Source organism: Natronoflexus pectinivorans (genome assembly GCF_004345615.1).
Classification (GTDB): domain Bacteria; phylum Bacteroidota; class Bacteroidia; order Bacteroidales; family Marinilabiliaceae; genus Natronoflexus; species Natronoflexus pectinivorans.
Genome location: NZ_SLWK01000001.1, coordinates 447,010 through 470,666, shown reverse-complemented (window position 1 = coordinate 470,666; position 23,657 = coordinate 447,010). Strand labels below are relative to the sequence as shown.

The 23,657-nt window shown below is 39.4% G+C and carries 12 protein-coding genes; 8 read left to right on the top strand and 4 right to left on the bottom strand.

Annotated elements, in window-relative coordinates:
• Positions 1-57 precede the first annotated feature (57 nt).
• From EV194_RS01625 to EV194_RS01605, 5 genes are all read left to right on the top strand, one after another.
• Positions 58-1,953 (top strand): sodium:solute symporter family transporter, encoded by a 1,896-nt coding sequence (locus EV194_RS01625; RefSeq protein WP_132431413.1) that lies wholly within the window; start codon positions 58-60, stop codon positions 1,951-1,953.
• Between the two features lie 172 nt (positions 1,954-2,125).
• Positions 2,126-2,815 carry an L-ribulose-5-phosphate 4-epimerase gene (locus tag EV194_RS01620; RefSeq protein WP_132431411.1) on the top strand — a complete coding sequence of 230 codons (690 nt, stop codon included), beginning with the start codon at positions 2,126-2,128 and terminating at the stop codon, positions 2,813-2,815.
• Between the two features lie 26 nt (positions 2,816-2,841).
• Positions 2,842-4,509 (top strand): ribulokinase, encoded by a 1,668-nt coding sequence (locus EV194_RS01615; protein ID WP_132431409.1) that lies wholly within the window; start codon positions 2,842-2,844, stop codon positions 4,507-4,509.
• Between the two features lie 276 nt (positions 4,510-4,785).
• Entirely contained in the window at positions 4,786-6,072 is a 1,287-nt protein-coding gene (locus EV194_RS01610; protein WP_243699300.1) for a galactokinase, read from the top strand.
• A 372-nt stretch (positions 6,073-6,444) separates the two neighbouring features.
• The gene (locus tag EV194_RS01605; RefSeq protein WP_132431407.1) at positions 6,445-7,506 is read left to right on the top strand and encodes an aldose epimerase family protein; all 1,062 of its coding nucleotides are present in this window, start codon (positions 6,445-6,447) and stop codon (positions 7,504-7,506) included.
• Between the two features lie 98 nt (positions 7,507-7,604).
• Here the strand turns inward: EV194_RS01605 and EV194_RS01600 are convergent, their stop codons facing one another.
• From EV194_RS01600 to EV194_RS01585, 4 genes are all read right to left on the bottom strand, one after another.
• Positions 7,605-8,192: an SPOR domain-containing protein gene (locus EV194_RS01600; protein ID WP_132431405.1), complete on the bottom strand. Its 588-nt coding sequence runs from the start codon at positions 8,190-8,192 to the stop codon at positions 7,605-7,607.
• 33 nt (positions 8,193-8,225) lie between these two features.
• Positions 8,226-8,750, bottom strand: coding sequence for a shikimate kinase (locus EV194_RS01595; protein WP_132432195.1), 525 nt, complete (start codon positions 8,748-8,750; stop codon positions 8,226-8,228).
• A gap of 3 nt (positions 8,751-8,753) precedes the next feature.
• Complete coding sequence (locus EV194_RS01590) at positions 8,754-11,372, bottom strand: DNA gyrase/topoisomerase IV subunit A (protein WP_132431403.1); 2,619 nt, start codon at positions 11,370-11,372, stop codon at positions 8,754-8,756.
• A 155-nt stretch (positions 11,373-11,527) separates the two neighbouring features.
• A complete protein-coding gene (locus EV194_RS01585) occupies positions 11,528-13,360 on the bottom strand; it encodes a DNA topoisomerase IV subunit B (protein WP_132431401.1) in 1,833 nt (610 codons plus the stop codon).
• Positions 13,361-13,667: 307 nt separating this feature from the next.
• Here EV194_RS01585 and EV194_RS01580 point away from each other — a divergent pair, with 307 nt between their 5' ends.
• The 3 genes from EV194_RS01580 to EV194_RS01570 all read left to right on the top strand — a co-directional run bounded on the left by EV194_RS01580 (position 13,668) and on the right by EV194_RS01570 (position 23,643).
• Positions 13,668-17,648 (top strand): hybrid sensor histidine kinase/response regulator transcription factor, encoded by a 3,981-nt coding sequence (locus EV194_RS01580; RefSeq protein ID WP_132431399.1) that lies wholly within the window; start codon positions 13,668-13,670, stop codon positions 17,646-17,648.
• A 1,046-nt stretch (positions 17,649-18,694) separates the two neighbouring features.
• Positions 18,695-21,757 (top strand): SusC/RagA family TonB-linked outer membrane protein, encoded by a 3,063-nt coding sequence (locus EV194_RS01575; protein WP_132431397.1) that lies wholly within the window; start codon positions 18,695-18,697, stop codon positions 21,755-21,757.
• Between the two features lie 8 nt (positions 21,758-21,765).
• Positions 21,766-23,643, top strand: a complete 1,878-nt coding sequence (locus tag EV194_RS01570; protein WP_243699299.1) for a RagB/SusD family nutrient uptake outer membrane protein — start codon at positions 21,766-21,768, stop codon at positions 23,641-23,643.
• Positions 23,644-23,657 lie beyond the last annotated feature (14 nt).

Genomic DNA, 23,657 nt, shown 5'->3' with positions numbered 1-23,657 from the left:
TAAGTCAGACATAATTTTAGTCTCAGCTTACCTGTTTTAGTTCTAAAAATGTTTTTTATGAATGCGGGATTTACAACAATTGATTATCTGATTTTCGGAGCATACGCTGCTCTTATTATGGGAATCGGTCTTTGGATTTCACGAACAAAAAAGGGAGAGGAAAAGGATTCCAAGGATTATTTTTTAGCAGGAGGAACATTATCATGGTGGGCTATTGGAGCCTCCTTGATTGCTGCAAATATTTCTGCTGAACACTTTATTGCGATGTCCGGGTCTGGTTATGCAATTGGACTTGGGATGGCTGCATATGAATGGATTGCTGCCATTGTATTGATATTGGTTGCCAAGTATTTGCTTCCCCAAATGCTGGATAAAAAGATATTTACCATGCCCCAGTTCGCCAGAGAAAGATACGGCTCTGGTGTAAGTTTCTTTTTCTCGTTTTTTTGGCTGTTGGTTTATGTATTTGTTAACCTGACGTCTGTTGCCTGGCTTGGAGCCCTTGCCATGAATCAGATTCTGGGGGTTCCAATTCTTTATGGAGTTCCGGGATTGTTGATATTTGCCGGAGTCTACTCCATATACGGAGGTATGAAATCAGTTGCATGGACAGACATTGTACAAGTGTTTTTCCTAATCTTTGGAGGACTTATCACTGCATGGTTTGCTTTGGATGCGGTAGCCGGTGATGGAAAATCTGCTTTTGAAGGTTTCAGGGTTGTTCTTAATCAGATTAGAGGAAGTGAGTCAGACACTCACTTTAATATGATTATTAGTGATTCTGAAGGTACTCGTGATTCTTTTCTGAATCTGCCGGGTCTGGCCGTTATATTTGGTGCCATGTGGCTTACCAATATTGGTTACTGGGGTTTTAATCAATTTATCATTCAAAAAGGATTGGCTGCTAAAAACCTTAAGGAAGCCAAACGTGGATTGCTCTTTGCGGCATATCTAAAAATTTTAATTCCAATTATTGTTATTATACCAGGTATAACTGCATATGTCATACATGGGATGTCTGTAGAGACAGCTGATGGGTCTTTGGCATTTATCAACCAGATGGGCGATTCAACACTTCTGGCTGGTGAGGTTGCTATTTCAGATGATGCCTATCCATGGCTTCTTAGAAATTTTGCACCTATTGGTATCAGGGGTCTGGCCTTTGCTGCATTGGTTGCTGCAGTAATTTCTTCTCTTGCATCCTTGCTGAACTCTACATCCACCATCTTTACGCTTGATATATATAAAACTTTGATCAACAAGAATGCAAGTGAGCGCCAGCTGGTTCGTATCGGACGTTTTGCTGCTTTCGTTGCTCTTGCTATTGCCATTGTGGCTGCGCGACCTTTATTAGGTGGACTTGATCAGGCATTTCAGTATATCCAGGAATATACAGGGTTTATTTATCCTGGGGTAGTAGCAGTGTTTGGTATGGGAGTTTTGTGGAAAAGAGCGACCAACCGGGCTGCATTGTGGACAACCATTGCAACCATTCCAACCGGTATTCTGATGAAACTAGCTTTGCCTGATTTGCCCTGGATGATACGCATGGGTTATGTATTTATCATATTGGTTGGTTTGTCAATTACTTTGGTGTTGACCGACAAACATAAAGTGAAAGCAACTCCTATGAGCCCTGAAAACATTAGAAAGCAAATGAACGCCGGACATGTTTTTGCAGTTCTTGCCAGTATTACCTTTATTGCCGGAATTTTATGGGGAACCAATCTGTTTGGCATGGGTATGCTGCACCTGGGATTTAATTCAATATTTATGACCACAGCTATGATGACGTTTTTAGCTGTTATTATGTATACAAATGCTAAAAGCACTTTGCAGGATGATAAAGCATATGATTTCAATCCGGACATAATAAAGACCGATAAGGTGTTCTTTACTATGGCCATGGGAATTGTGGTAATCATTGTTGCCCTTTATGCTTATTTCTGGTAAATTGAGATAAGCCAATTATTCTGAAACTGCGTGGATTGAACAGTAATGACAATCCATGCAGTTCTTAATTTGATTAAAGAGGCGATCTTAGGAAGTGAAGAGTTTTGAATCAACTTTATGAGTGGGTTTAAAGTTTAAACAGGTGATTGTAAACTTACTTAAAGCAAATGTTATGCTTGAAAAATTGAAACAAGATGTGTGTAAAGCCAATCTTGATCTTGTAAAATATGGATTGGTTATTTTTACATGGGGAAATGTAAGTGCTATCGACAGAAAAAGCGGACTTGTGGTGATAAAGCCAAGTGGAGTAGAATATGATAACATGACCCACGACCAAATGGTAGTGCTGGATTTGGAGGGGAACATTGTGGAAGGAAACTTACGGCCTTCAAGTGATACTCCTACACATCTGGAACTATACAAAGCATTTCCTGAAATCGGAGGCATTGTCCATACGCATTCGACCTACGCCACTGCGTGGTCGCAGGCCGGGAAGGATTTGCCAATTGTTGGAACTACGCATGCCGATTATTTTGCGGGGGATATTCCTTGTACACGGGATATGACAGAGAAGGAAGTTACAGGAGGTGCATATGAAAAGGAAACCGGTACTGTTATCATTGAGAAATTTAGTGAGATTAATCCGATGCACATTCCAGGAGTGTTGGTGAAAAATCATGCACCATTCACCTGGGGGAAAGATGCACATGATGCAGTACATAATAGTGTTGTATTGGAGCAGATTGCAAAAATGGCGTTTGTAGCAAAGTCTGTAAATCCAAATATGTCTATGAATCCGCTTCTAACAACCAAACATTTCGAACGTAAGCATGGAGCAAACGCCTATTATGGGCAGAAGTAACCGATAAAAAATTAAAAGATAGGAAAATGTCAAAGAAATATGTAATTGGTCTGGACTATGGTTCCGATTCAGCGAGAGCTGTTATCGTGGATGCCCTTTCCGGAGACGAAATTTCCACATCAGTAAAACATTACCCAAGGTGGGTTGAAGGTAAGTTTTGTGATCCTGCCAAGGATCAGTATAGGCAACATCCTCTTGATTACATTGAGGTAATGGAATTTATTATTAAAGACTCCTTAGCAAAAGCAGGAGCCGGAGTTGCTGAAAATGTTGTAGGGATCTCATTTGATACCACCGGAAGTACACCCGTATTTGTTGATAAATCTGGAACACCTTTAGCATTGTTGCCCCAGTTTGCCGAGAATCCAAATGCCATGTTTGTACTTTGGAAAGATCATACTGCTGTTAAAGAAGCTGCAGAAATAAATGAGCTTTGCAAAAAGTGGGAGATAGATTACACGGCTTACGAAGGAGGAATTTACTCTTCAGAGTGGGTTTGGGCTAAGGCTTTGCATGTTTTACGCGAAGACAAAGCTGTACGCGAGGCTGCTTATTCGTGGATAGAGCACTGTGATTGGATGCCTGCCTTAATTACCGGTAAACAAAAACCAGAAGAAGTGGTGCGCAGTCGTTGTGCAGCAGGGCATAAGGCTATGTGGTTGGAGAAGTGGGATGGTTTGCCATCTGAGGAATTTCTAACTGCTTTGGATCCTATTTTGGCTGGATACCGTCAAAGATTATTCCGCGAGACTTACACCAGTGATGTAAAAGTTGGAAACCTTACTGAAGAGTGGGCAAAAAGATTAGGACTTAACACCAACGTTGCCGTTGGTGTGGGTGCATTCGACTGCCATATGGGTGCTGTAGGAGGAGAAGTTACCCCCAATGTTCTTGCTCGTGCCATCGGAACTTCCACTTGTGACATCATGATTGCTCCATATGAGCAGATCGGGGACAAACTGATTGCTGGTATTTGCGGTCAGGTTGATGGATCAGTTATTCCGGGCTATGTTGGCTTGGAAGCCGGACAATCGGCTTTTGGTGATATTTATGCATGGTTTAAAAAGGTAGTGGCTTGGCCTTTGGAGAATATTCTCGCCGAAACCTCTATTGTTGACGCCGAAACCCGCGAAAAACTTATTGAAGAGAGTGTAAACGCTATAATTCCAAAACTTGCTGAGGAAGCAATTAAGATTCCGGTTGAGGAATCTACCATCATTGCTGTTGATTGGATGAATGGTCGTCGAACCCCTGATGCAAGTCAGGAAGTTACCGGTTCCATAGCAGGACTTAAACTGGGATCATCTGCACCCCGTATTTTCCGTGCCTTGGTAGAAGCCACAGCTTTCGGATCAAAAGCGATTGTTGACAGGTTTGCTCGTGAGGGTGTTGAAATTAAAGAAATAATTGGTTTGGGCGGTGTGGCTAAGAAATCTCCTTTCGTGATGCAAACTCTTGCCGATGTTTTAAATATGCCAATTAAAGTTGCCAGAACTGAACAGACCTGTGCATTTGGAGCGGCCATGTTTGCTTCGGTGGTGGCAGGAGTATATGAAAAAGTTGAAGATGCTCAAAAAGCAATGGGTAAAGGTTTCGAACAAACCTACTATCCAAATGCAGCTAATTCTCAGAAATATGATGAGATATACAGAAAATATCAAAAATTAGGAGAGTTCACCGAGAAATCTCTTTAGTTATTTGATTAAAAATTGTTTAAAAATCCCCGTTCGATGACGGGGATTTTTTTTATTCTTGAATCAAACGATTTCTGTCTCCTAAAAACAATGCAAACAATACTGTTGCTTAACTGTTTAAAACATATTTATTTAAGATTTAATCACCTACCACACCCTACCAGTAGGTTTTGTTGTGAAAAAACGTTTTCTTTGTGAAGTGTCACTCATTCGAATACTTAAGTTTAGTTAAATAAATTACAGAAAAACAGGTTTTTCAACTATTAAAGCATTATTATGATGGAAAAAATTGAAAAGATTCTTGAGAAGTTAAATATTGATGAAAATCCCTTTCTTAAGGAATTATATGGCGAAGACGCTGCTGTATTGAAGATGCAGGCTGGTCGTTACGCTTCACTTATCAATGAGTTTAAAACTACATTTAATGCAAATGAAGCAATGCTGTTCAGTTCTCCTGGAAGAACTGAAATAGGCGGTAATCATACCGACCATAATTTTGGGCGGGTACTTGCTGGTGCTGTAAACCTTGATAATATTGCAGTTGCTGCTCCGAATGGAACAAATATCATACGTATCCTCTCCAAAGGATATCCGCAGTTTGAGGTTGATTTGTCAGATTTGTCGCCGAATGAGAAGGAATTCTTTACTTCAGGATCACTTATAAAGGGGACTTGCGCGAAAATGAAAGAGCTTGGTTTTGAGATTGGAGGCTTCAATGCTTGCATAGACGGCGGAGTTCCCAAAGGATCCGGTTTGAGTTCTTCCGCTTCATTTGAAGTGCTTATAGGAGCAATCATAAGCCATTTATTTAATAATGGGAAGTTGGATCCTGTTCAGAATGCCATCATAGGGCAATATTCAGAGAATACATACTTTGGTAAACCATGTGGCCTTATGGATCAAACGGCTTGTTCCGTAGGAGGACTTGTTACCATCGATTTTGAAGATCCTGCCAATCCCCTGGTAAAGAAAGTGAATTTTGATTTTACTTCAACCGGATATGCTCTGGTGATTACAGATACAGGAGGAAATCACGCTGATTTGAATGACGAATATGCTTCCATACCAGTTGAAATGAAATCAATAGCTCAACACTTTGGTGCTGATGTGCTTCGGAAAGTATCGATGGAGAAGGTGCTTGGCGCCATTCCGGAAATTCGCAAAAAGATAAGTGACAGAGCCGTATTAAGAGCCATTCATTTCCTGGGTGATAATGAAAGAGTTGTTGACCAGGTTTCTGCCCTGGAAAAAAATGATTTTGCCTCTTTTCTAAAGATGGTGGTGGATTCAGGTTATAGTTCGTATATGTATAACCAGAATATCTTTCCGGTGAATAACATAGAGGAGCAGGGAGTCTCCTTAGGTTTGGCTTTAAGCAACCTGGTGCTTAAAGACGAAGGTGCATGGCGGGTACATGGCGGTGGTTTTGCAGGTACCATCCAGGCTTTTGTTCCGAAAAATCTATTGGATAAATATGTGACAACGCTTGAGTCTGTTTTTGGGGAAGGAGCCTGTCATAAATTGTTTATTAGGCAAAAAGGAGCTGTTAAGGTGGATCTTTAGCAAAATTATCATAAAGAATCGCTATATTGTGATAGCGTTTGCTGCTGGAAGTGCTATTATTTGTGATTGCAGATGGGTCTACTTTCCCTTGGATCTGCTTCGCTTATTCCTGTAAAATTTTGGCTAGTTGACGAAAGCATTAGAAAAATAGTGATTATAAAACGAGCCATGTAGAGCGTTTTGACACACAGAAGAATCGAAGATCCGCGTAGCCAATGATTATTTGGCGAGTTCTCCCGAGGCTTCGGGATGGAATAACAAATTTTATACACATATGAAACGAGCCATGAGAAAAAGTTCTCACACAGGAGGATGATTATTGGCGAGTTCTCCCGAGGCCTCGGGAGCCTATAAAAAACAAATTATAAACAGATGAAAACATTTGATATCATTAAAGAAGAACTGTTTGAAGCAACAGTTAATGGAAAGAAAACAAGTTTGTTTACCCTTCGCAACAAGAATGGTTTGGTTGCTCAAATTACCAACTTTGGGGCAACAATCGTAAGCATATATGCCCCAAATAAAAAGGGTGAGTTTGCTGATGTAGTACTTGGCTTTGACAATGTAGAAGATTACATCAATGGTAATGGATCATACATGGGCGTAATTTGCGGCCGTTGTGCCAACAGAATTGCCAATGGAAAGTTCGAGTTAGAAGGCAAGGTATACAATATGGCCGTTAATAATGGTCCAAACCATTTACACGGTGGAGTAACAGGCTTCAATAAAGTGGTATGGGATGTTGAGAGTCTGTCGGAAAATAAGGTTGTATTAACTTATTTCTCTGTGGATGGAGAAGAGAATTATCCGGGTAATGTTACTGCTAAAGTTACATATACGTTAACAGAGGAGAATGAGCTGGTGTTGGATTATGAAGCATCTACAGATAAAACCACTTTGGTCAATTTTGCCAGCCATTCATATTTCAATCTGGGCGGTGAGGGTTCAGGAAAAACATTGGATCATCAGTTGATGATTAATTCTGATTATTATACCCCTGTTGATGATACATCGATACCAACCGGAGAAATTCTGAAAGTTACTGGTACTCCAATGGATTTTTCAAGGGCAAAGTCCATCGGGGAGGATCTGTTTAAAGAAGATGTGCAATTGAAGAATGCTGGTGGATATGATCATAATTGGATTTTAAAAAACAGAGTTGGAGAAATTGGTTTGGCTGCTGTTGCGCATGATCCTGCAAGTGGAAGGGTAATGGAGATTCATACAACTCAGCCCGGTATACAGTTCTATTCCTCAAACTGGATGGAAAATGAGAAGGGAAAACATGGAAATATTTATAATAAGCATGAAGGTTTCTGCCTTGAAACCCAACATTTCCCTGATTCAATAAATCATGCACATTTCCCTTCGGTTATTCTAAAACCCGGAGAGGTTTACAAGCACTCCTGTATTCACAGGTTTCTGACGAAGTAGAATATATCGGATATGAATCAAAGATAAACACTGATTGCTTCTGGAATTAAAGCAGTCAGTGTTTTTTTTATTCCTACATAATGGCTCTTGAGGTGGTTTTAGTCTCTTTGCAATACCAAAGCCTCCTGCAAATCTATTCGTCTTCCATTCTTTGTAGCTATTATAAAAGCATCGTTAAAGCCCATTCTGACTATCTCCTGTCTGAACTTTTCTGCATTGTTAAAATCCTCAAAAAGTCCAACTGTATATTGATTAATGGCTTCAAAGGAATACTGGTTAAGAGATACCAGGTTTAGTGTGAATTCTGAGAGGTTTATAGAAGTAAATGCACCAATTTGAACGCTGAACAGGATTCCGTTTTCAGGAATAGGTATTTTAATCAGGCTTTCTATGGGAGGTATGGATTCTTCGTCACGAAATTCTGTAACTCTGATAGTATCTCTGATTACGATGGTTTCCTGACGGATGGAGTCGCTTCCGGCGGGCCATTGTATCACATTGAAGAGAAGCAGCATCAGGAAGAACAGAAAGAAAAAGAAAAGCTGAAAGATGGTCCATTTTTTTAATCTTTGATATTTTGCAGACTGTCTCTTAGAGTTAGATTTTAATCTAATTATTTCCTTTTCCAGCGCTGATGCTCTGGTGTTTCCACCTGATTCAATAGGATTTGTCTCTTTGTCCTCCATGCGTACCGGATATTTTGATCATAAAAATAGCAATTATTTTATTGATTGGTATGATTTCAAAATATTTATATAGGTTTGGGGCCCAACTGCCGTTGCATCTGCAGTAACTTTGGCTAATTTGTAATATGATTCTCTTTCGGCTAATTTTTCTTTTATGAATTCCAATAACTCATCATCACTTTTGTTAGATATAAGTGGACGATTGGTTTTAGCCGGTTTTAGCCGGTCTCTTAAACCTTCAGCACTGAGTTGAAGGTAAATGGTTAAACCTGCCTGATTCATGGCCTCCATGTTTTTGTGAAAACATGGAGCACCTCCACCTGTAGCTATTATTACATTTTCCATGGATGTGGTTTCGGCAACGGCTTCAGACTCCAGTTGCCTGAAATAATCCTCACCATGCGTTTGAAAAACATCAGGAATGGACATTCCTGATTTCTTTTCAATGAAATCATCCAAGTCAATAAAATCCCATTGAACTTCTTTTGCCAGAGATTTTCCTACGGTGGATTTTCCGCATCCCATGAAACCCAGCAGATATACTCTTTTAAACCCCATCATTTAATTATCAAAGATTGACATTTGACCATCAGATTCATCTTGGTTGGAGGAGGCATCGTTCTCATCGGCTTTTTGCTCCTGCTCTAAAGTCTCTTCGGGCTTGTTGAGAGGCTCCAACTCGTTGATTTTTGAAACCTGGTATGTTGTTAGTCTTTTCCCTTTTGCTTTATAGCCTTTTACGTTGATGAATTCCGCCACTTCCACGATGGCCTTTTCGCGGTCTTTGTCCTCACCGCCAAATTTAATTTCCAATCGGGGATAATCCACCTTGGTCATTTTTACCAGATAGGATTTCGCGTTGTCACCAATAAATTTTTGTGGTTTGCTCACCTGCTCTGTCTGGAAGCGCTTAACGTAATGGTAGTTCTGGTCTGCATCAAAATAGACCGCTGACCATACCGTCTCCGGTTTAAATTTCTCAATATAAAGGATGTTGTCCTCATAGTGGTTGCTCAGGTCGAAGTTGGTTTGATAGAACTGGCCGTCGCGGGTGATGACCAGTATTTGGTCATCATTTTGGAATTCGCCTAAATATGAGCCTCTTCCGTCGGTATTCAGACGAAGCACCTCTGGTTCAAACCAAATTTTTCTGCCACCTAAAGTCGACTCGCCTTTCTTTTTAAGGGTTATTTTATGGATATCGTGACGAGTCAGGATGTTACCCATTGCACTACGACCTTTTACAAGAAGCTCTCCCATATCGAATTCGAAAATGAGGTTGCGAATACGTGGACGGGGACGAAGTGTGACCTTTAGTATTTCGGCCTCGCCGTTGGGGTTGGCACTGAAATAAACTACCTCGGAACCTTCGGTGCCGCGGGTCACATTGTACTCTTTATCACGGGTGATTCCTGTGACAGCAAATCGCTTAGCGTATGTGTTTCCACCTTTTCCGTCGCGGTAAGCGACGTTGTATATGGTACGGTTATCGTTTCGCTTAAATACCGCAATGTGGATGATGTTTTTCCCTACAAACGCTTTTTCCTGAACTTTTGTGATGATGTAGCGACCATCCTTATAAAAAATGATGATGTCGTCAATATCGGAACAATCGCAGATGTATTCATCTTTTCTGAGTGCGGTTCCCACAAAGCCATCAGCGCGGTTAATGTAGAGTTTCTCGTTTTTAACCACCACTTTTGTGGCTTCAATGGTTTGGAAGTTGCGCAACTCAGTTTTACGCGGATATTTAGAGGCGTATTGCTTTTTCAATCGCTTATAGTAGTCGATGGAGTAGGGGATGATGTTTTGCAAATTGTACTCCACCTGCTCAAGTTCCTCTTCGATGGATACAATGTATTCATCGGCCTTGTTGGAATCGAAACGTGATATACGTTTGATTTTTATTTCAGTTAATTTAATGATATCATCGCGTGTGACATCTCTTTTAAGCTTTGGCTTAAAAGGTTCCAAACCATGGTCTATGGTTTGGATAATGGCCTCGTATGTGGTACACTCCTCAATGCGTTGGTAAATTTTGTTCTCTATGAAAATCTTCTCTAAAGAAGCCATGTGCCATGCTTCTTCCAGCTCGTCCTTTCTGATTTCCAATTCACGAGTCAACAAATGAACGGTATGGTCTGTATTGGATCTCAGTATTTCGGAAACTCCAATGAAACACGGCTTGTTATCGCGGATTACGCAAGCATTAGGAGAAATAGACACCTCACAATCGGTGAAAGCATAGAGGGCATCAATTGTTTTGTCGGGTGATGCACCAGCCGGTAAATGCACCTGTATCTCAACGTTTTCGGCCGTATTATCATCTATCTTTCTGATTTTAATTTTGCCCTTTTCTACCGCTTTTAAAATCGATTCAATGAGTGTTGTGGTGTTTTTGCCGAATGGGATGTCTGAAATAATAAGGGTTTTGGCATCGAGTTTTGCTATTTTGGCTCGTACCTTAACTGCTCCACCGCGTATCCCGTCGTTATACCTTGCAACATCCATCATACCGCCGGTGGGGAAATCGGGATACAACTCAAATGGTTGATTCTTGAGATATCCAATGGAAGCATCAATGAGCTCCTGAATGTTGTGTGGTAAAATTTTAGAGGCCAATCCCACCGCAATTCCCTCTACGCCTTGTGCCAACAAAAGAGGAAACTTAACCGGAAGCGTTATGGGTTCCTTGTTTCTTCCATCGTAAGTGGGTTTCCATTCGGTGGTTTTTGGGTTAAAAACCACTTCGTGGGCAAACTTTGTCAGCCTGGCTTCGATGTAGCGGGGGGCAGCAGAACCATCTCCCGTGAAAATATTACCCCAGTTTCCCTGTGTGTCAATCAGTAACTCTTTTTGACCAATCTGTACCATGGCATCACCTATGGAAGCATCCCCGTGAGGGTGAAACTGCATGGTGTGGCCAATGATGTTGGCCACTTTATTGTAACGTCCGTCATCCAAACGACGCATGGCATGTAAAATGCGACGCTGAACCGGCTTTAGTCCATCGTTGATGTGCGGAACAGCTCTCTCCAAAATCACATAGGATGCGTAATCAAGAAACCAGCTTTTATACATCCCTTGCAGCGGAGTGATTTTTGGTGCTTCCTCCGGAGTTTGGTTGCTGTTGTCTTGATCTTTTGACTCGTTCTCGTCGAATGTTTTTTCGTTATCCATCTTGGCGGTTATGTTTTTTGATCAACATCTTAAAAGAGTTTTAGATTTAAGAAATAGAGACCAGTAGATTATGTTTCTCGAAATTTTATTTTGCTGGTCTGTTTTCTCTCTATCATTCTAATTATATGGTTTAAAGATCCTGATTTTTATAAATGTTAAAGCATCTCTTCATCGACAATCAGATTGTCGATGATAAAATTTTGGCGATCAGGTGTATTTTTTCCCATGTAAAAGTCAAGCAGTTCTTTTGCTGCATCTTCTTTTTTCATCCTTACCTGATCGAGCCTCATATCTTTTCCAATAAAATGCTTAAACTCATCGGGTGAAATCTCTCCCAATCCCTTAAACCTTGTGATTTCAGGGTTTGATCCCAGGCTTTTGATTGCTTTAATTCTCTCTTCTTCAGTATAGCAATATCGGGTCTCTTTTTTGTTTCTTACTCTGAAAAGCGGCGTTTGTAAGATGTATAAATGTCCGTTTTTTACCAATTCGGGGAAAAACTGAAGAAAGAAGGTAATGAGCAGCAACCTGATGTGCATTCCGTCTACGTCGGCATCGGTAGCTATGATAACGTGATTGTACCTCAGCGTTTCCAGTCCTTCCTCAATGTTAAGCGCTGCCTGAAGAAGATTGAACTCTTCATTTTCGTAAACAATCTTTTTGGTTAAACCGTAGGTGTTGAGGGGTTTCCCTTTCAGACTAAATACTGCCTGACAGGTAACATCCCTTGATTTAGTGATGGATCCGCTGGCCGAATCTCCCTCGGTGATGAAAATGGATGTTTCCAGTTTTCGTTCGGCGTTGGAGTTGTAATGAATGCGGCAATCGCGCAGTTTTTTATTGTGAAGACTGACTTTTTTCGCTCTTTCTCGTGCCAATTTCTGTATGCCGGAAATGGCTTTCCTCTCCTTTTCAGATTCCTGAATTTTTTTATACAGAATGTCGGCGATTTCGCCGTTTTTATGAAGGAAATTATCCAGTTTTTGCTTTAAATAATCGTGAATATAGTTTCTCACCGATGCGCCGCCTTGAACCATATCTTTGGAACCCAGTTTCGTTTTTGTTTGAGATTCAAAAACAGGTTCCTGAATTTTTATGCTCACTGCTGCTACTATACCCTGACGGATATCTGCCACATCAAAGTTTTTATTATAGAATTCCCTGATGGTTTTAACATAGGCTTCCCGGAACGCAATCAAATGCGTTCCTCCCTGTGTGGTATGCTGTCCGTTAACAAAGGTATAGTACTCCTCGCCATACTGACTGGTATGGGTTATGGCCACTTCAAGATCTTCGTCTTTAAGATGAATGATCGGGTAAAGACCGGTATCGGTCATTTTCTCATCAAGAAGATCCAGCAGTCCATTTTTTGAGATGAATGCTTTATCGTTAAAATTTATCGTTAAACCGGTGTTGAGGAATGTGTAGTTTTTCAGAAGATCCTCAATGAACTCTTCACGAAAGGTGAACGATTCAAACACGGTGTCATCTGGTTTAAATTCCAGCAAAGTGCCGTTCGGCTCTTTGGTGGACTCTACCGGAGAATCATTGATGATTTCTCCCTTGCTGAACTCAACGCACTTTGTTTCTCCATCCCTGAAAGCATGCACTTTAAAATTAACCGACAGAGCATTTACAGCTTTTACCCCTACTCCGTTTAGTCCCACAGATTTTTTAAACACGCGGCTGTCGTATTTGGCACCGGTGTTCATTTTTGAAACCACATCAACCACCTTCCCAAGAGGTATTCCGCGGCCAAAATCCCTTACCGAGATATAGCCATCCTGCATGGTTACATTGATTTTTTTTCCAAACCCCATCATGAATTCATCAATGGAGTTATCCATCACCTCTTTTAGCAACACATAAATACCATCGTCTGCATATGAGCCATCGCCGAGTTTTCCGATGTACATACCGGGTCGGCGTCTGATATGTTCTTTCCAGTCAAGCGTTTGAATGGTATCTTCTGAATAATTCTGAATCATTGCGTGCTTCTCCTTTCAGTTAATATTTCATTGGGTATTATATTCGGATTTTGTTAAGGATAGTTCTAAAAAAATCATCCAAATATAACGAAAAGGGAAAACGGTTGGTAATTTCTTTTTCAACAGTTCAATGCAGAATTGTTAAAATTGTTGATATTCAATTGATAATAGCTCTCTTTTTCTTATTATTGTATCATTCAAAATTTAATATCTATTTTAGTTTTATTGCTTTTTATGAAAGTGTTATTTACTTTTATTGTAAGTTTGTAATCACAACACAGAATATTACTTGATTTATTTGGATTCTATGAAGTATAAGGTTGTGGAGAAAGCTAACAGATTATTTGCACTAACGAGAGACAAGTTTCGAGTTGATAGAATTGATCTGTCTTTTTTTCGAATCAGGAATCATTATTTATCTGGTTTAACAAAAATTCGTCATTTCATTATCATTCTATTATCGGTTTCTTTGTTTTCTAGTGGATATGCCTCTAATGTGATATTTCACAATATAAATGATATTCATGGAATCTCTTTAAGGGAGACATCCTCAACTGTCATGGATGACTATGGTTTTGTTTGGGTGGCTTCCAAAATGGGGATTCTTCGTTTAACTAATGATGAGTACCATTTATATACTCTCCCATATGAAACCTCCGATGTTGTACTTGTTCGGTTAATCTATCACGATCTAACTTTATATGCATACACCAACAACGGTCAGGTATTTCGCTACAACCCTGTACTTGACCAATTTGACTTCTATGTTAATTTGGCAGTACTTATGGATTTCCGGTTTTTAAGCATCAGCAATTTAGTAATAGATGTAGACGGAAATTTCTGGTTCGCTTCGGTTGAAGGTTTGGCTAAATACGAGAACGGTGAAATCTCTCTTTTTGATAAATTTACTGATGTCCAATTTATAGAATGGATAGATGATTCAACTCTGGTTGTATCTGCTCAAAATCAATTTGTATTATTTAACATTAAAGATCAGGCAGTCGTATATAAATTGCCAGAATCTCTTACCACCCTTACGAGGATATCTGAACTTTATTATGATAAAGAAAAATCTGTTCTCCTAATTGGGACTGTATTTTCCGGTTTGTATGTATATGATTTTATCGGCTCTCGAACATTCAGGATCGAATCCATTCCCCGACAACCGATTCTAGCCATTGAGCAAGTAACTGATTCAACTTATTTAATTGGTGTTGATGGTCAAGGGGCTTGGGAGATACGCCGTGATACATATGATGTAACAAACCTTTTTAAGGAGGATTTGAACAATCAGCATTCATTGCGAGGAAACGGTGTATATGACATTTACCGTGATCGAAACGGCAGGGTCTGGATAAGTACTTATAGTGGAGGTGTTTCGTATTTTGATTATAGTCCTCGTTATCTTACCCGTGTAGAATATATTATAAACGAACCAAATTCCATAGTTAGCAATGATATCAATGATATGGTTGAAGATAACCGTGGGAATTTGTGGTTTGCTACCAATAGTGGACTAAGCCGATGGAATAGGTCAACTAATGAGTGGGCATCTTTTTATCATAATGAAGAGCAGGAGGTTCAGGTATTTCTGTCGATTAATGAGGATGTTGATGGTAACATATGGGCGGGGACTTATTCTGCCGGAGTTTTTGTGCTGGATGGTACTACAGGAGAGGAGTTGGCTCGTTATAGCAGTGAGACTGAGAATATAGATTTTAATAACAATTTTATATTTGATATCTACCGCGACAAAAAAGATCAACTATGGATTGTTGGTGTAAGAGGAGATATTATTCGTTATAATAGTGCAACTGGAGAGTTTAGAAGTTATATGGCTCAGCCTGTCTATTTAATTCAGCAGTATTCTGAAAATACGATGCTCCTGGGATGTTCTTATGGGTTAAGTACATTAAACACAGAGACTGGTGAGTTGCATATAGTTTTAAGCGGGTACCTTGTTCATGATTTTTATATTTCAGGTTCAGATGTCTGGTTGTGTACTGTAGGAGATGGTTTGCTCAAATATAATTTGGTATCAGGAGAAAAGAAAAGATTTGATGAGTCATCTGGATTACCTTCCAGATTTCTTAATAGCATCATTAGAGATGGAGATTTTTTTTGGTTAGGAACCGAAACTGGTCTTTGCAAATTTAATATCAAAAACCATACGGTCGAGAATTTTTCAGAAATAGAGAGTTTTTCTGGCCTATCCTACAACAGAAGCGCTCGACTAAGGTTAAACTCCGGAGAACTGGTATTTGGAACCAATAGAGGTTCTGTAATTTTTGATCCAGAACATATAGAACCCATTATACCTAATGGCAAAATCTTTTTGCAGGAACTTAGAGTTATGGGTAAATCATTAAGACCGGAACTCGCTGTTCCAATCAACAGTTTAAGTGAGATTGAATTAAGACATAATCAGGGAATCCTATCTTTGGAAATTTTACCATTAAACATGACATCAGGCTCCAAGTTCTCATGGATTCTGGAAGGGTTAGACTCTGATTGGAGCCTTCCAATAGGTGGCAGAACACTTAATTATTCTAATTTACCTACGGGCAAATTTACATTGAGAATCAGAATGTATGATAATTCGATGCTAAAAGTTGTTGACGAACGGATGCTTAAGATAATTAAGCATCCCCCATTCTGGGAAACCTGGTGGTTCCTTCTTGCTGTATCGTTGTTTTTGTTAGGCGTTTTTTACTTCTCTTTGAAATATCACATTAATCTTATAAAGCAGTTACATTCCGAAGAAAAGATAAGGTTTTTCGCTAATACTGCCCATGATATGAGAACCTCGCTTACATTAATAAAAGCACCGATTGATGAGTTAAGCACTGAAACAGGTTTGTCACAAATTGGTAAATACTATTTAGAGCTCGCTAGTGCTCAAGTTCTTCGATTGACAACAGTCGTTACTCAATTAATGGACTTCCAGAAAGCTGATGTAGGGAAAGAGCGACTTTCGGTCAGGAAGGTTGATGTGGTTAAGTTAATCTCAAATCGTCTTTTAATGTTTGATTCTTTAGCCAGTGAAAAAAATATAGACATTAGATTTAAAGAAAATTCTGCTTTTCAGGAAGCATACATCGATGAGGTTTTAATTGAAAAGATTGTTGATAATCTCATCTCAAATGCCATAAAGTATTCACATACCGGAGGAGTTGTTGATGTAAGATTTTATACCAAAGGGGAGAATTGGTTTCTGGAGATACAGGATTATGGAATAGGAATTGACAAAAGTGCACAAAAGCAACTTTTTAAAGAATTTTACCGCGGAGAGAATGCTATTAATTCCCGTGTTGTTGGTTCTGGTATTGGACTCATATTGGTTAAGAAGTATGTCGAGCTTCATGGAGGAATTATAGAATGTATAAGTCAGTTAGATGAAGGTACTACTTTTAAAATTTCTATCCCAGCTAATGAGACTGCTTTTAACCAGGTTGAGATTTTAACCATACCCAAACCATCTGAAGACATTTTTCAACCTGACGATTTTTTAGAAGATGGTTTTGAAATCATGGATTCACCTACTGTCCTTGTTGTTGAAGATAATGATGAATTACGCGAGTTCTTACTTCTTTCATTACAATCCGATTTTAAAGTATTGTTGGCTTCTAACGGAAAGGAGGCTTGGGAATTGATATCGGACAAATTGCCCGACCTGGTTATTTCTGATGTTATGATGCCTGAAATGAATGGATTTGAATTATGCAAATTGATTAAGTCCACCTATGAAACTTCTCATATACCTGTTGTATTGTTAACAGCACTAAGTGATCAAGCTAAACAACTTGAAGGATTAAGACTTGGCGCCGACGATTACTTAATGAAGCCATTCAATACTAAATTACTAAAGCAAAGGATTAAATCCATTATCATAAACAGGAGTGCAATTCATGATAAGGCATTGAAGTTAATTAAAAGTGTGGACAATGAACCGATTTTAACCAACGAGTTAAATGATCAATTTGTTAAGAAGGCCTTAAAGATAGTGGAGGAAAACATCTCAAATCCTATGTTTAATAAAGATATGTTTGCCTCTGAGATGAATGTGAGCGGCTCTCTTCTTTATAAAAAAATTAAAAGCTTAACAGATAAATCACCCAGTGATTTTATAAAAAGTGTTCGTTTAAGCAGAGCTTTGGAACTCTTACAATCCCGAAAATTAACAATTACTGAGGTTAGTGAGATGTGTGGCTTTTCAAGTATTGCATATTTTAGCACCGTATTTAAGAAGCATTATGGTAAACCCCCATCAGAAATTCTGGAAATGTAGTTGAGTTTATGACTAGTTTCCCGGTAATTGTATGAGTCTATAATTGTTGTTGATAATGTGCCACATGCACATATTTACATAATGGTTGTATGTTAATTGAAAATGTAAGTGGTATTTTAAGTTTACAATCCTAGATATAAGCTCAGGAAAATGCGAAATGGTTAAAACCATTTATCGCTCTTTCATCTCAACTGAAGTTTATTTGCGTTATCAAAATGGCTTGTACTACATCAAATGGAAACCCTGTTGATCGCTTCCTTCAAACCAATCACGCCGTTTACTTATTTTAACAATGCAGGGTTGTTTTTTTTAGTGATTGTGTAAAATTCATCTAATTCAATGAATATTTACTGTTTTTGATATAAAATTACACCTTTTCTGCAAAAATATACTCTATTCAGGGTATTGACTTTATTATTTTTACATTGTTCAAAATCTTGTTTAACAAGGTGTTCAGAATTTCTTTGTTGTAAATTCAGAATCTATATTATTAGAATACTAAGGCCGCTTAAAGTTTAGCGAACTATCGCTTTGTATAAATAAAAAAAGTAAAAAAATGTAAAATGATGTTCATTTTTTGTATGTTTAGGTGTTGATAAAAGCTAATCGCTTTTAAATTTAGATACGAAAAGAACAATTCTCTAAAATAAAAACCTTTAAAATGGATTCGAAAACTGTGATTTGTTAATTTTTTCTTACGAATTGGGGCATAGGGAAAGGAATATTTTATAGGGCGTGAGCTTCGTTCGTTGATATTTTTTTAAAAATTAACACTAATTTTAAAAAATATCTAAAACTAATAAAGAAGTATCTCATATCTAAAAAGGAAAATCTAAATAGAAGTTAATTTTGCTTGTAATAAAAAGTCTAAAATTGTAAACTAAAATGCTTATGAATAGAATAAGGGACGATAATATCTTAAGTTGGTATAATTCGAATGTTAGTTGGTCATTCCGAATTCCTGTTTTCTAAAATAATTACATCTAAAAAAATGCCAATGCAAGCAGCTTTTGTTTGTAATCGGCCGAAAATCAAATTTTAATGATATGAAGAAAATTAAACAGAGAATATTTTACTTCTCTAAGGGGTGGTTCAATATCAGACTGCTGATTTCTCTGATGATGATTTTAAATGGTCTCATATTGTCTGCTCAGAATCAACAGACTGTTCAGGGAACTGTAGTTGATAGCCGTAATGAACCTCTTCCCGGTGTTGCTATCTATCTTCGTGATAATACATCGGTAGGAACCATTACAGATATAGATGGAAGATTTACGATTCGATTGGATGGAGAGAATACTGTTATAGTTGCCTCCTTCATCGGTATGAGAACCCGTACGCTTGATATAGCCGGGATGTCTCAGGTAAATATTGTTATGGAAGATGAAGTAACAGTATTTGATGAGGTTATTATTGTTGGTTTCGGTCAACAAAGAAAGGAAAGTGTAGTAGGTGCTATTTCTCAGACTGACAGCAGAACACTCGAACGTACCGGAGGGGTATCAAGTTTAGGTCAAGCACTGACTGGTAACCTACCGGGGGTTGTTACCATGTCTACTTCCGGAAGACCTGGTGAAGAGGATCCGGATATTGTTATTCGTGGCGTTAGCTCATGGAATAACAGTGACCCATTGGTATTAGTCGATGGTATCGAACGTCCAATGAGCGGTGTGGATATCAACTCTGTGGCCTCTATTTCTGTTTTAAAAGATGCATCTGCTACAGCAGTATATGGAGTTCGCGGTGCAAACGGAGTTATACTTATTACGACCAAAAGGGGGCAAGAGGGAAGAGCAAGTGTTAATGTCAATTTTACGACTACTCTTAAATCTCACTCGAAATTGCCCGAATTAATGGACTCCTATGATGCCCTAATGTTGCGTAACCGGGTGATTGAACACGAGCTTGCATACAGACCGGAGGCATGGAGTTTTTATCAACCACAGGCCGTTATTGATAAATATAGATGGCCTGCCAATCTGGAAGAATTTGAACGCTATCCTAATGTTGACTGGGTAGATGAGCTTTTGAGAAAATATGCTACATCATATAATGCCAATGTTAACGTATCAGGTGGTACTAAATCTGTGAAGTATTTTGTGAGTTTGGATTATACCCATGAGGGAGACTTATATAAAAGCTTTGAGAACAATCGCGGATATGAAACGGGTTTTGGCTATGACCGACTTAATGTTAGAAGTAACTATGGTATTGCACCCGATGCATTCAGACCTAAATATAGCGATGGCTCATTTGGATACTATTTCCCCAACCCAACTCAGGCTTCCACAAACTCAATGATGGATCTTAGTGTAAATGGTATTGGATTTGAAACAAACAACCGTGTTAATACCGACTTTACGTTGGAGCAGGATCTTGGATTTTTGCTTGAAGGATTAACCGTGCAAGGAAAACTTGCATTTGACAACAGCTTTAGGGAGATAAATCGTGGGATTAATGACAGAGACCACTGGGAGGAAAAACCCACAAAATGGATTGATCCCGAAACCGGAGTTGAGTACACCAATCTATCAACTGATCGTCTAAATAGATTTGATTTTAGAAACAACAATGCCTGGTGGGCTACTGCAGGACAAGTTGATAATAATGAAACTTTTCGTAGGGTTAACTATTCTACACAGATCAATTACACTAACACTTTTGGTAATCATACTGTTGGTGCTATGGGTAACTTTAGCCGTGAGCAGTACACCAGAGGTAGTAGGGATCCAATTTATCGTGAAAACTGGGTGTTTAGAGGCACTTACGACTTTTTGAGACGTTATAACATTGAGTTTAATGGAGCGTATAACGGTTCAGAAAAATTCGGTCCCGATTATCGATTTGGATTTTTCCCCTCGGGAGGTGTTGGCTGGATGATGTCAGAGGAACCTCTGTTTAAAAGACTCAACTTACATTGGGTAGATATGTTTAAGCTTAGAGCTTCTTACGGTAAGATTGGAAATGACAGGATACACTGGGACGAATTTAATGAAAATTTTCGTTGGCTGTATATGGATACATGGAATTATGGCGGAGCTTTTAACCAGGGAATTACCGGCATCGATCCTAATCAAAGTCCATACCAATGGTATAGTGAGCATAGTGTAGGAAACCCCAATATACAATGGGAAGTTGCAACAAAAGTAAGTGTCGGTGTAGATTATGCGTTCTTAGGTGGTATGTTGGCCGGTTCTATAGATTATTTTACAGAGAACAGAACCAATATCTTATTGGAGGGTAGCAGACGTGCAATTCCTAGTTATTTTGGAACAAGTGCACCGGTAGCCAACCTTGGAGAGGTTGATACTCACGGTTACGAGGTTGAGTTGCGTTGGAACAGACCAGTAGGTCGGAATTGGCGCTTATGGGGTAATATCTTTTATACCCATGCTGAGAGTGAAGTTATATTTGCTGATGATCCTGTTCTCAGGGCTGCTTATCAGAATGTTGCAGGCATGCCTGTTCATCAAACAAGATCACATGTTGATTACGGGTACTTTAATAACTGGGATGAGTTGTATGGAAGTACTGCGCACGACGGATTAGATGGTGATCGCATGCCTGGTAATTATATAATCCTGGACTATGATGCTGATGGAATCATCACCGGTTTTGATCAAATACCTTACGGATTTACGAGCGTACCACAACAAACCATGAACTTACAGATAGGTGCCGACTATAAAGGTTGGAGTGGTTTTATTCAGTTTTACGGAGCCAGGAATGTAACTCGTTGGGTAGGGCTGTCTAGTCTTGGTGGAACCAGGAATACTGCTTTCAATGAAGGTTCATACTGGTCAAAGGATGATAATAACGCCGATGTTCCTTTACCAAGATGGAGTACTCAGGCAAGTGCTTATACCAACGGAACCCGCTTCCTTCATGATGGTTCTTACCTAAGGTTGAAGTATGCTGAAATCGCTTATACATTTGGAAGTGATGACTGGATACGAAGAATTGGACTGAACAACATGAGAGTGTTCATTAACGGTAACAACCTGATCCTGTGGACAAAAATGCCGGATGATCGAGAATCGAATACAGGTGGGAATACTGCTTATCCAACAGCAAGACGTTATAATTTAGGTGTGAGAATATCTTTATAATATTATTTATGATGAAGACAAAATTGATCTATTATCTATACGGAATGGCCATCTCGCTTGTATTAAGTGTAGGTGCATGTACGGACTATCTGGACAAAGCTCCTGATTCTATAATTTCTTCGGAAGATGCTTTTAAAGATTTTAGGAATTTTCAGGGATTTGTTGAAAGAATGTATCACTTAACACCCGATATTTCAAAGCATTTTTGGGTTAGTTCCTTTAACTGGGGCGAAGATGAGGTGGTTACACTAGGGAACGGAGAATACTTGATGGGATTTGCCATCGACAGAGGAAACTATCGTGCTTATATTGGTAAAGGTGACAGCTTCCTTGATCGCAACTGGAGTGCCAGTGGAGACAGATTCCAAAAATCAATTTGGGGAGGTTCCTGGCATGGTATTCGGGTTGCTAACATGGGGCTTGAAGCACTTGAAGCTGGGCTGATGACTGATGCCACCCAGGCAGAGAGGGATATGATTAGAGGACAATTGTATTTCTTTCGTGCATGGTTTCATTTTCAGTTGACTACATATTGGGGAGGTCTTCCATATATTGACCACGTTTTGCCCAGTGATGAGCCACTAACGCTTCCCCGTGAATCATACCGGGAGAATGCTTTAAAAATGGCTGCAGATTTCAAAAGAGCTGCAGAGTTACTACCTGTAAACTGGGATGATACAGAGATTGGACGTAGGACTGCTGGCTACAATGAGTTACGTGTTAATAAAATATGGGCAAAGGCTATGGTTGGAAAAACCTATCTTTATGGCGCTAGCCCCTTAATGTATCAAGGTATAAATGGTACACCACTGCAATATGATGCAGAGATGAGTAAACTTGCAGCTGATGCTTTTGGAGAGGTTTTAAGCATGGTCGAAAATGGCGAAACACAATATGCCCTTGTTCCTTTTGAGGAGTATAGCAATTTGTTTTATACCATTCAGCAAGGCTGGCGCATGCCAGGGGGAACTGAAGCCATTATAAGAAGTCCAACCTATGGACCTGACTCATATTGGAGGCAGATGAACTCCTATCAGCCATCTCCAATGGCAGAAGGTGACGGCATCGTCTTAGCACCCTCAGCCAATTACGTGAATTATTTTGGAATGGCCAACGGATTGCCATTAACAGATGAGGATTCAGGATTCAGTGAGACACAGCCATGGATGGATCGAGATCCAAGATTCTATTATAGTATTATTTACGATGGAGTAAGAGTGGTTGCCGACGACCTAGCAGGTGAGACCCGTGATCTATGGCAATGGGCCAATCTTTATACGGGAGGAAGTTATGTGAATGATCCACGATCAGTAAGCCGAACCGGATATTTGAATTATAAATTTATACCTTTGGGAGCAAACAGATGGGACCAAAGATATGGATATGGTATGGCAGGACATATGCACCTCTCCTGGATGCGTTTGGCTGATGTGTATCTGATGTATGCCGAAGCAACTGCGCAAGGTTATGGAAATCCGAATGCTTCTGCTAGTACCTTCTCGAAAAGTGCAGTGGAAGCTGTTAACACAGTTCGTGAACGTGCAGGAGTTGAAGGAGTACATAGTAAGTACACGGGCTCAACCGATGCCTTTATGAGCGAGTTAATAAGAGAGCGTGCAGTTGAACTTGCTTTTGAAGGTCATCGTTTCAACGATCTTCGCCGCTGGTTATTACTTACGGAGTATCCATATAATATCAAAACCAGACAACATTTTGATCGTGCTGCACCTCTTGATCATGATGCGGATCCAAGAGAAAATTCTGTGCTTAATTGGAGGGAAGAGGTTATCATTGAGCGTAATCTCACCAATAGACATTACTGGCTTCCTTTTAGGACAGAAGATGTGAGCATGTATCCCGAATTTTATCAGAATCCGGGCTGGTAACAAATTGAGAATAT

Excerpts from the sequence above, each read along its gene's own strand:
- EV194_RS01605 (WP_132431407.1), top strand. The coding sequence starts at position 6,445 with ATGAAAACATTTGATATCATTAAAGAAGAACTGTTTGAAGCAACAGTT.
- EV194_RS01570 (WP_243699299.1), top strand. The coding sequence starts at position 21,766 with ATGATGAAGACAAAATTGATCTATTATCTATACGGAATGGCCATCTCG.
- EV194_RS01585 (WP_132431401.1), bottom strand. The coding sequence starts at position 13,360 with ATGATTCAGAATTATTCAGAAGATACCATTCAAACGCTTGACTGGAAA.
- EV194_RS01575 (WP_132431397.1), top strand. The coding sequence starts at position 18,695 with ATGAAGAAAATTAAACAGAGAATATTTTACTTCTCTAAGGGGTGGTTC.
- EV194_RS01600 (WP_132431405.1), bottom strand. The coding sequence starts at position 8,192 with ATGGAGGACAAAGAGACAAATCCTATTGAATCAGGTGGAAACACCAGA.
- EV194_RS01620 (WP_132431411.1), top strand. The coding sequence starts at position 2,126 with ATGCTTGAAAAATTGAAACAAGATGTGTGTAAAGCCAATCTTGATCTT.
- EV194_RS01590 (WP_132431403.1), bottom strand. The coding sequence starts at position 11,372 with ATGGATAACGAAAAAACATTCGACGAGAACGAGTCAAAAGATCAAGAC.
- EV194_RS01595 (WP_132432195.1), bottom strand. The coding sequence starts at position 8,750 with ATGGGGTTTAAAAGAGTATATCTGCTGGGTTTCATGGGATGCGGAAAA.
- EV194_RS01580 (WP_132431399.1), top strand. The coding sequence starts at position 13,668 with ATGAAGTATAAGGTTGTGGAGAAAGCTAACAGATTATTTGCACTAACG.
- EV194_RS01625 (WP_132431413.1), top strand. The coding sequence starts at position 58 with ATGAATGCGGGATTTACAACAATTGATTATCTGATTTTCGGAGCATAC.
- EV194_RS01610 (WP_243699300.1), top strand. The coding sequence starts at position 4,786 with ATGATGGAAAAAATTGAAAAGATTCTTGAGAAGTTAAATATTGATGAA.
- EV194_RS01615 (WP_132431409.1), top strand. The coding sequence starts at position 2,842 with ATGTCAAAGAAATATGTAATTGGTCTGGACTATGGTTCCGATTCAGCG.